Origin of the sequence: Arthrobacter sp. P2b, from assembly GCF_900168295.1 — a bacterium.
GTDB lineage: Bacteria > Actinomycetota > Actinomycetes > Actinomycetales > Micrococcaceae > Arthrobacter.
This window is the reverse complement of the sequence record NZ_FVZL01000020.1, coordinates 67,797-76,835: the sequence shown is the minus strand read 5'-3', so window position 1 is coordinate 76,835 and position 9,039 is coordinate 67,797. Positions and strand designations below refer to the sequence as shown.

Here is a 9,039-nt window from a genome sequence, read left to right as displayed (position 1 = left end):
TCGATATCGCTGCCGGCCAGGTCAACACCGATCACGCGGTCACCGCGCTGCTCCAACACTTCCTTGGTCGCAAGTCCGATCCCGGACGCTGCTCCGGTAATCACATATGTTCTGGCCACGGGGGGCTCCAATCTTTTGTTTTGTAAGGGAAAGCCGTTATCGGGATACGTCTGCCGCGTCGGCGGGGAGCACCGAGTCAAGTTCCGGCGCCAAGTAGACCATCTGGTCGCGGAAGGACTCGCTCGCGGTCCGGAAGGGCCGCAGCTCGCCGTCCTGAGTCAGCAGTCCTGCGCCTTCGGCCCAACTCTCAGGCGTCGGCGTCGCGACTTTCATTCGCGGCATACCTGCGATTGCCACCCGGCCCGCCGAAACGCCGGCCACCTCGAAGGTGTCGCCGTGCACCGTCGTGTCCTGGTGAGCCAGCCAGGCGACGAACGCCGAAACTGCACTTGCCGGAACAGTGTTGCGCATTGCGTCCCGGATGACGGGATTAGGAAAGGCGTCCTCCGTCATCGGGGTCCAAGCGACGGGCATTAACGTGGTCACCTGCACTCCGACCTCGCGGGCTTCTGCCGCGAGCGTGATACCAAGTCCCCAGATTGCGGCCTTAGCTGCATTGTAGGCCGAGTCCAGGGGTACGCCCATTACTCCGTTGGATGAAATATTGATGAGACGACCGCTGCCGGATGCGATGAGGTGCGGCATCGCCGCGCGAGAGACCTCTACAACGCCCTTCACGCTGACGTCGAAGATCTTCCACCACGTGTCAGGGTCCATTTCCCAGAAACGGCCAAAGGCGTTGATCCCCGCGTTGTTGACGACGATGTCCAACTGCCCGAACTCGTTGAGTGCGGTTTGGACAATATCTGCGGCCCCGGTGACGATGTTGTGGCTGTCGGCGACAGCAATACCGCCGGAGTCGATGATCGCAGAAACAGTATCGGCAACGCGGTCAGCGTTGATGTCATTGGCGACAACACGAGCTCCGCGCGACGCAAGCATCTTCGCATGCTCTCGCCCCATCCCCTGACCTGCCCCGGTTACCACCGCGACCCGGCCGTTAAAGTCAAGCATTTGGGTCATCAGTAGCTCTCCCCTACATGAACATTGTTGTCGTAGTCACGCTGCGCCGTCTTGGGGAGATACCTCTCCTCCGTCTCGCGGACGTAGTCGGTGGATGGCCGGCCGAACATTGCCCCCCAGCCCACGTTGCCGGGCGATTCGTTCATGCGGTCGAGGTACTCCCCGATTGCCGTGGCCTCCCCTGTCTCCTTCACTGTGGAAAGCAGACGCCAGACGTCGTTGATTCCGGGTAGGACGAAGGGCACGGGGTGGATGGCCTGTCCGACTGCGGTCATCTCGGCCACGGTCTTTCGACCGAGCATAGGCGCCCCGATTGCATAAGCCGGTCCTGGTGTTTCCTTGAGCGCAAGCTCAGCCTGCTCCCAGGTATGGAAGCCCTCGTAGAAGATGACGTCCGCGCCGGTTTCAGCTTTGTAGAGTTGACCGCGGCGGATCGCTTCGTCCACCCCGCCCCCGGCCGCACCATATCCGTCAGTGCGGGCAACGATCAGGAAGTCTCTATCTAGTCGATCTCGGGCATCGACGGCTGCATTCAGGCGTCCGATCGCCTCGGCATCGGAAACCAGCTCGATGCCCGCAACGCCGCCCGACTTTTTCGGTTCGCGCTGATCTTCAATGTGAATACCGCCTACGCCCGCATCAATGAACTCGGCGACCGTGCGCTGCACATTAATGGGCGCGCCGAAGCCGGTGTCGGCGTCGCAATAAATAGGGATGTCCACCGCCCGGGCCGTGCGCCGGGCGTGCTCAACGACCTCTGTCAGAGTCAGCCATCCGGTGTCCGACACGCCCTGCCACCACGCGGACATGCCGCCGGAGAGCTGGAAGGCGCCGAAACCGGCGTGCTGTGCCATCTGCGCGTGGATAGGCAAGGCGCCGAAGGGCATCAACGCGGTCTCGGTGCTTTCAAAAATCGCACGCAGGGCCTTACCGGGGGAAGTGGTAGCCACGACTACAGCTCCTCTTTCGCGTTGAACCCGACAGTTACGACGATGTAGACGCATTCCTCGTCATAGGGGTTCTTCCAGGCGTGGGGTACTCCGGCCATGACGAGAAGATCACCCGGCTCAAGTGTCCTTTTCTTGCCTCCGGGGAGCTCGATGTCGACCTTGCCCGAGATTACGACCTCGTAGTCGATGGTGTCGCTGGCATGCATGCCGGCGTCACCATCAGTGACGGTCATGCTGTCGCCGACCTGGTCAGCATCGACAGTCCCTGACGAGTGGGCAGGGAAGCTGCTCACGCCAAAGGTGGAACCGTTGGGTCCTGCCAGCGCGACTCTTGCGGGAGGAGCACCGAAGTTTTCCTTGCTGTGCCCACCTTCCACAGCCCAGTAGAAAGCGCCTGCTGACACCCCTGGAAAGTCAAACTCTGCGGCGGGGCCAACCTCGAGGAAATCGGGATCACCCGACTCGGTCGGTCCCGCGACGACGAGCCGGAACTTTTTGGGATCAGGAAACGTCATGTGCCTTCACTCCTTCGTGAATAATTCGTTTGTGGTTTTGGCCAAGGGTTAGGCGCGGAGGCCGGCGTCGCGCATGAGCGGGAAGATCTGTTCGTTCATGCGGTCCAGGCCTTCGTTGTAGTCGACGAGTCCGGTGCAGATTCCCGTGATGCCGGTGTCCTGCAGCTTCTGCAGGCCTTCGACGATCATTTCGGGGGTCCCGACGAGCGGGACGAGTCCGGCGCGGAAGAACGTTTTGATCGTCTCGTCCTGCTTGGGGTCCTCGGAGGTCTTGAAGTGGTCCCAGCTCCAGCCCTTCGAACCACCGTTTTGAATGATGTGCTTGTACTTCAGCGCGCTCTCGTAATCGCCCTTTTCCTCGACGTACTCAAGGTACTTTTGCGCTTCCTTCTCGGTGTCCTTACAAATGATGTGCACACCGGACCACAGACCCAGATCCTCACGGCCGGCCGCGTTCGCGTTCTCACGAAGCTTCGGGGTCACCTGGGCACTCTGCTCAACGCTGGAGATCGCCGCGAACAAGATATTGGCGTGCTTGAACGCGAACTGCTGCCCGGCCGGGCTGGAGCCGGCGCTCATCACCATCGGACCCGGCGTCTGGACCGGCTTCGGGAACGACTGCGCACCCTGGAGCTGGAAGAACTCCCCGTCGAAGTCGAACTCAACCTCGTCATTGGCCCAAAGACGCTCGACAATCGTCATCCACTCATCAGCAAGCTGGTACCGGATGTCATGCTCAGGCACCTCAACACCGAACATCGCGTACTCGGGCTTGAAATAACCCGCAGTCGCGTTCAAACCCATACGCCCGCCGCTGATGTGGTCAACCGTGGCCATCATCTTCGCGGCCATAATCGGGTGCATAAACGGGATAAGGCACGTCGCGAAGATCTGAATGTTCCGGGTAGCCGCTGCCAGACCCGCAGCCCAGGTGAACGTCTCAAACTGACGCCCCCACGGACGGTCCGGACCCGACAGGCCCTGCCACCGCGCGATCGGGATAAACCCGTCAACACCATAGCGGTCAGCCTTCTGCGCGAGCTGTTCAACCTCGCTCCAGTTCCCCAGCTTCAACGTGTTCTCAGCCAGGTTCAACCCACCCTGGCCCGTGGTCACATTCGCACCGAAAATCGCGACCTTGAACGCGTTATCCCCACCAATCATCGGCGAATCGTCCCGCTGGACAGTGTAATCCGCAACAAAATCACGGCTCGGCACGACGCTCTTCGCATCTGCTACTTCGGTCATAGGTGCTCTCCTCATCGAGATACCGACTGCGCGCCACGGCGCTAACTTCGGCTAATTTCGTTCACAAGCGGCTCGCCTGCATTGCTTCAATGCACCTAGCCTATGGAGCCACCGCGTCTTCCGTGACCGGAATACATGCCAACACAGCCGCAAAACATGCCAAAGCAGCGCCCTTTAGCGACCAACCATGCGCCAGATGTCACTCAGGGGGTGGAACAGCTCGGCCCTAAACCACGGGGCGGGGAAATGCGTGCCTGCGTGCTCCGGTAACGATGGCGAGGACGGGGATGAGCAAAGCAAAAGTGGTCCAAGGCAGGGCGCCGGCCCCCGCACTGCCGAGAACGGCTCCGCCCAGCGCACCACCGCCAGCAATCCCAATGTTCCACCCCGTGACAAGCACCGATTGGGCGGCATCAACAGCTGATCCAGCCGCGTTCGTGAGCGCTGTTTGCTGAACACTTCCCGAGCCGCCGAAGGCGAAGCCCCAGGCTGCCACGCTCACGAACACCGCCACCGGCGATCCTGAGACGAAGCCCATCACGAGCACAGCCGCCGCGAACAGGAGGACGGCAGTCAGCATCAGCACGCGCAGGTGCCTGTCGATCAAAATGCCAGTGCCCCACAGGCCCGCGAGGGCAAAGGCGCCGAAGACGAGCAGGACGGCGCTTACGCTGCCGCCCATGCCCAAGGGAATAAGGAACGAGGCGATGTAGGTGTAAAGCAGGTAGTGCGCGGTGATAAACACCACGGCTGAGAGGACGATAGGGAGAATGCCGGGTACGCGGATGGCCTTCAGCGGTGAGGTACGCTCGTGCTTCTCCTGGCCCGGGAAATCAGGGACGATGGCCAGGACCCAAACGAGGATTCCGGCCGCGGCGACCGCCATCACGACGAAAGTGGACCGCCAGTCAAAGGCTGCGGCAAGGAGGGCTCCGGCAGGGGTGCCCAGGGCGAGGGCGATCGGCGTGCCAGCGAGAGCGATCGTGACCGCGCGGCCACGCTGCTCCGGCGAGACCAGCCGGCTGGCGTAGCCCGCCAGGATGCCCCACAACACGCCTGCAAAAACACCGGCCACGAAACGTGCGACAAGTGTCAGCGCGAAGACCGGCGAGACTGCGACGACGAGACTCGTCACCACGTAGCCGCACAATGCCATAACAAGCAGGCGGCGACGGGGCCAGCCCATGGTGGCGCCGATGATGGGAATCGCGCCGGCAAGCGAACCGATGGCATAAACCGTGACGGTTTGCCCTGCGGCTGCCTCGCTGACCCCCAACCCGCTGCTCATCGCGGGAAGAATGCCGGCAGGCATCATTTCCAGCATCGCCGTCACAAATCCAGCTGCTGCCAAAGCCAGCAGGCTGCCAAGAGGCAAGCGTTTAGGTCGTTGGGAAGCGGAAGCGTCGAAACGTAGTTCGGTCATGGGCCCATGATGCAACGTTGACATCAATGGGAATGTCAAGCGCCCAATGGCTTATTACGTCCTATTGCCAGAACACTAGTATCAGAGTTTAGGCTATTGATGCCGCCGCTGATTGGGATGCAGCCTCATCGAGGGCACTAATATAGCGCGTAATTGCATCTCGGTTATGACTAAGAAATTTGATCTTGGCTGACATCCGGTCCCGCTCCTGAACGAGGAGCTCCCTGAGCTCGGGATCTGCGTCGCGGACCACAATGCTCTGCGGCTTGTCCAGGCAGGGCAGGATGTCCGCCACGATCCGGGTCGGGATACCGGAATCAACCAGACCCCGAATCTTGCCCACTCGGTCCACAAGATAGTCGTCATAGACGCGATAGCCATTCTCGAGACGCCGGGGATTTATCAGCCCCTGCTCCTCGTAATAGCGGAGCATGCGGGCAGGTACGCCCGTCTTCTTCGCAAGTTCACCAATGCGCATGTCTTCCTCCATCTACCTCTTGACATTCACACTAATGGCAAGGTTCACAATAGGGAAGGCCGCGCACTATCAACGAAACGGAACGGAATTAACCATGAAGATTGGCATTATCGGATCAGGAATGATCGGCACGACCCTGGCCCAGCGGTTGGCTAAAGCGGGTCATGAGGTGAAAATTGCTAACTCGCGAGGCCCGGAGACCATTGAGCTGACCACCCTCAGTACCGGAGCGCGGGCAGTGCACGTATCCGACGTCGCTGCCGACGTCGAGGTTCTGATCACTTCCGTGCCGCTCAGCCGCGTGCCCGACGTCGCGCCACTCGTTAGGGAGACGCCAGCCGAAACCGTAATCATCGACACGTCAAACTACTATCCCGTGCGGGATGGTGCCATTTCCGAGCTCGACGACGGGCAAGTGGAAAGCCTGTGGGTTGCGGAACGGCTTGGCCGCCCCATCGCCAAGGCATGGAACGCTATCACCGCGCAATCCTTTGCCGACAAAGCTGCTGCCGCAGGGGCGGCTGACCGGATCGCTATCCCCGTCGCTGGGGATGACGATAAGGCCAAGAAGACGGCCATGGCGCTCGTCGAAGATACCGGCTTCGACGCCTTCGATGCAGGAGCCCTTGCCGATTCGTGGCGCCAGCAGCCGGGCACCCCGGCCTACTGCACCGATCTCACCACGACGGAGCTACCTGATGCCCTGGCGGCCGCTGACGCCGATCGCTCTCCCCGCCGGCGTGATCTGGTATTCGCCGCGCTGACCGAGCGGTTTGGACCCGAAGACGAAGTTAGCGGTGATTGGCTGGTAAGGCTGAACCGTGCCGTCTACTGACGTTGGAGCCACCCGGCCTGCATCATCTTTCATCTAAACCAAGAGTGATGAACGGCACGTTTTGGCGCGTTTTCCCAACTTGTTGTCACACCTCTCCGTGTTGAAGTAGAGACCCTCACCACTAACGTTATCTTTATCCCTGAATGAGGGCAGACGACGAAGCCGGCCCTAACAGCGACCCTGATGCGTAATCCGCTTGGCGGAAGAACAATTCAGAGGACCGCTGCTTGGGCGAGGCGCATGGCATCGTCCAGGTCGACGGCGCCATGCGCCATTCGGGTTAATAACGCCCCAGCGCCCTGCTGGGTTCGAATCAAAAGGTGATCAAAGATGACACAATCCACGATGGTCGAGGCCCGTACTGGCCGGCTCCCATCAATAGTTGCACTACTTCTGCTCAGCGGCGTTATCCTCGATATCCAGTGGGGCGCCCTCTCCCCTCTGATCGGAACGATCGCGACAGAATCAGGTTTATCGGGATCAGAAATTGGTTGGGTCCTTAACGCGATGATGGTCGGCAGCGCCATTTCCATCGGACTCACCACACGAATGGGCGATATCTATGGGCACCGCAAGGTTCTCATCGCACTCATCATCCTGGCCATGGTCGGGTCCGTCCTGGGCGCAACCGCCAATGGCTTCTGGCCTCTCGTGACGGGCCGCTTTTTCCTGGGTCTGGCTGTTGCCATTCCCCTGAGTTGGGGGCTGCTGCGTCCACGGGCTACCGCACGTCAGGTCCGCCTTGTCTCCCTTGCTCTCTCGCTTTTGTTGTCGGTCTGCACACCGCTCGCCACTGTTGTCGGCGGTTATGTTGTTGAACTGGGACTGCCCTGGCAAACCGTCTTCTGGGTGATTTTCGTAATGTATGCAGCGCTGCTGATCCTCGCGCTGATCGCACCTGAAACGCCCGCAGCTGCCCGAGCAGCCGTCCGCTTGGACTGGTTCGGCGCCTTGGGACTCGGTGTCTGGGTGACGGCTCTGCTCATCGGCATCAGCGAAGGGCCCAGCCAGGGCTGGACGTCACCGATTGTGCTCGGATCGGTACTCGTGGGAGCCGTGGTTCTGACGGTCTGGATCACTCAGCAGCGACGCGCACAGGAGCCGCTGGTGTCCTTCCGGAATATGGACGTTCGCCAGGCCCTCACCGGATTCTCCGGACTCTTGTTGATAGCGATCGTCGCACAGGGCATTTTCCTGGCGATGCCGTTACTGCTGCAGACCCCGACGTCCTCTGGCTACGGCCACGCCCTGTCTGCTCTCGATTCCTCATACGTGTTGCTCGGGATGATTCCCGGAGCCGCGCTCGGATACGTCTGGACACGGTGGGGACTGAACCGTTTGGGCCCGAAGGTTGTACTGGTGATTTCCGGCACTGCCGGGGTCGCCCTCTTCCTGGGCCTTGCATTCGCACACGATGCAGTGTGGATGTTCTATGTGTACGCATTCGGTTACAGCCTCACGCTTCTGAGCTGCCTGACCACTGCCTACACGCTCGTTGCGGCAGCTGCCCGCCAAGACAATATGGCCACCACAATTGGAATGCAGAACATTGTCCAATTTGTCGGGTCGACGGCGCCGGTTGCCATCGTCTTGAATGTGCTGGTCCCTGACGCGACCGGATTCATTCCCGAGTCAACGTTCGTTGGCCTGTACATCGCCTTGGCCGCAATCGTTGCAGTGTTTGTCGTTGCATGGGCCATCTTTGCGCCAAACCACATCACGGATCTACATGCCATCGACACGGAGACCGATCCAGCGAAGGTACATGTTCCTGTTCCTAGCCACTAGGAGCAGCCGGCAGCGATAGCGAACACGCGTTGTGGTCAGGGCTAGAGGAAATTCGGCCCTGGCCACAACGCTTTCACGTTCTCAGGCCGTCGGCTGGCATGTCTCAGTTTCAGCATTGACGCCTATGTGGGCGGCCGCGGCCGCCAAACTGACATTGAAGGAGATGAATAGATGCCGCTAACAGATGCACAATTGACGGAGTTGTACGATAAGCAGGCTCTCCACGACAACCTGATGCTGTATGTAAGGGGTGCGGACCGCCACGACTACGAGCTCATCAAGTCGACGTATTGGCACGATTCGTTTGATGACCACGGTGGTTATATCGGGAGCGGTCATGGGTGGGCTGACGCGGCCTTGAGTTGGCATGACAAAGTCCATGGCTGTAACCACCACGTCTCAAATGTTCTATCGGAAATCGACGGCAATCGGGCCAAGCGCGAGAGCATGTTCCTCTGTGTTACTCCCTTCAAAGAGCCCGAGGTGACCATGTTCCAGGCCGGGCGTTACCGGGACCTGTGCGAAAAAAGGGACGGCGTGTGGAAGATTCTTCACCGTACGTGTGTCTGGGACTGGATGGATGTTAGACCCGTCAATTCGGACTGGGACATCGTCAACGTCCCCCGGGTGTCGCACTGGGGAGCCTGGTATCCGGAAGACCCGATCTACAAGGACTGGGTTACCAGCGCCCCAACCGAGCTCCGTAGATAGCGCGGCAA

At 60.3% G+C, this 9,039-nt stretch carries 9 protein-coding genes and 1 pseudogene; 3 read left to right on the top strand and 7 right to left on the bottom strand.

What is annotated here, in order from left to right:
* The 7 genes and pseudogenes from B5520_RS23115 to B5520_RS19920 all read right to left on the bottom strand — a co-directional run.
* Window positions 1-119: pseudogene (locus tag B5520_RS23115) on the bottom strand (short-chain dehydrogenase); the annotation flags it as partial.
* A 37-nt stretch (window positions 120-156) separates the two neighbouring features.
* Window positions 157-1,083, bottom strand: a complete 927-nt coding sequence (locus B5520_RS19945; RefSeq protein ID WP_079598812.1) for an SDR family NAD(P)-dependent oxidoreductase — start codon at window positions 1,081-1,083, stop codon at window positions 157-159.
* Entirely contained in the window at window positions 1,083-2,033 is a 951-nt protein-coding gene (locus B5520_RS19940; RefSeq protein ID WP_176156933.1) for an isocitrate lyase/PEP mutase family protein, read from the bottom strand. The genes B5520_RS19945 and B5520_RS19940 overlap by 1 nt, the downstream gene beginning before the upstream one ends.
* A 2-nt stretch (window positions 2,034-2,035) precedes the next feature.
* A complete protein-coding gene (locus tag B5520_RS19935) occupies window positions 2,036-2,548 on the bottom strand; it encodes a cupin domain-containing protein (protein WP_079598813.1) in 513 nt (170 codons plus the stop codon).
* Between the two features lie 48 nt (window positions 2,549-2,596).
* On the bottom strand, window positions 2,597-3,796 hold the full coding sequence (locus B5520_RS19930; protein WP_176156932.1) for an LLM class flavin-dependent oxidoreductase: 1,200 nt from the start codon (window positions 3,794-3,796) through the stop codon (window positions 2,597-2,599).
* Window positions 3,797-4,022: 226 nt separating this feature from the next.
* The gene (locus tag B5520_RS19925; protein ID WP_079598809.1) at window positions 4,023-5,219 is read right to left on the bottom strand and encodes an MFS transporter; all 1,197 of its coding nucleotides are present in this window, start codon (window positions 5,217-5,219) and stop codon (window positions 4,023-4,025) included.
* Window positions 5,220-5,307: 88 nt separating this feature from the next.
* Window positions 5,308-5,697, bottom strand: coding sequence for a MerR family transcriptional regulator (locus B5520_RS19920; RefSeq protein ID WP_079598808.1), 390 nt, complete (start codon window positions 5,695-5,697; stop codon window positions 5,308-5,310).
* A 94-nt stretch (window positions 5,698-5,791) separates the two neighbouring features.
* On the opposite strand from B5520_RS19920, the gene B5520_RS19915 reads away from it, so the two are divergent.
* The 3 genes from B5520_RS19915 (at window position 5,792) to B5520_RS19905 (ending at window position 9,031) form a co-directional block, all read left to right on the top strand.
* A complete protein-coding gene (locus B5520_RS19915) occupies window positions 5,792-6,532 on the top strand; it encodes an NADPH-dependent F420 reductase (RefSeq protein WP_079598807.1) in 741 nt (246 codons plus the stop codon).
* A gap of 330 nt (window positions 6,533-6,862) precedes the next feature.
* Window positions 6,863-8,320 carry an MFS transporter gene (locus B5520_RS19910; RefSeq protein WP_079598806.1) on the top strand — a complete coding sequence of 486 codons (1,458 nt, stop codon included), beginning with the start codon at window positions 6,863-6,865 and terminating at the stop codon, window positions 8,318-8,320.
* Between the two features lie 171 nt (window positions 8,321-8,491).
* Window positions 8,492-9,031, top strand: a complete 540-nt coding sequence (locus tag B5520_RS19905; protein WP_079598805.1) for a nuclear transport factor 2 family protein — start codon at window positions 8,492-8,494, stop codon at window positions 9,029-9,031.
* Window positions 9,032-9,039: the final 8 nt, after the last annotated feature.

What these genes read in the sequence shown, in the direction of transcription:
- B5520_RS19945 (WP_079598812.1), bottom strand. Translation starts at nt 1,083, where the DNA reads ATGACCCAAATGCTTGACTTTAACGGCCGGGTCGCGGTGGTAACCGGG.
- B5520_RS19935 (WP_079598813.1), bottom strand. Translation starts at nt 2,548, where the DNA reads ATGACGTTTCCTGATCCCAAAAAGTTCCGGCTCGTCGTCGCGGGACCG.
- B5520_RS19930 (WP_176156932.1), bottom strand. Translation starts at nt 3,796, where the DNA reads ATGACCGAAGTAGCAGATGCGAAGAGCGTCGTGCCGAGCCGTGATTTT.
- B5520_RS19925 (WP_079598809.1), bottom strand. Translation starts at nt 5,219, where the DNA reads ATGACCGAACTACGTTTCGACGCTTCCGCTTCCCAACGACCTAAACGC.
- B5520_RS19920 (WP_079598808.1), bottom strand. Translation starts at nt 5,697, where the DNA reads ATGCGCATTGGTGAACTTGCGAAGAAGACGGGCGTACCTGCCCGCATG.
- B5520_RS19915 (WP_079598807.1), top strand. Translation starts at nt 5,792, where the DNA reads ATGAAGATTGGCATTATCGGATCAGGAATGATCGGCACGACCCTGGCC.
- B5520_RS19910 (WP_079598806.1), top strand. Translation starts at nt 6,863, where the DNA reads ATGACACAATCCACGATGGTCGAGGCCCGTACTGGCCGGCTCCCATCA.
- B5520_RS19905 (WP_079598805.1), top strand. Translation starts at nt 8,492, where the DNA reads ATGCCGCTAACAGATGCACAATTGACGGAGTTGTACGATAAGCAGGCT.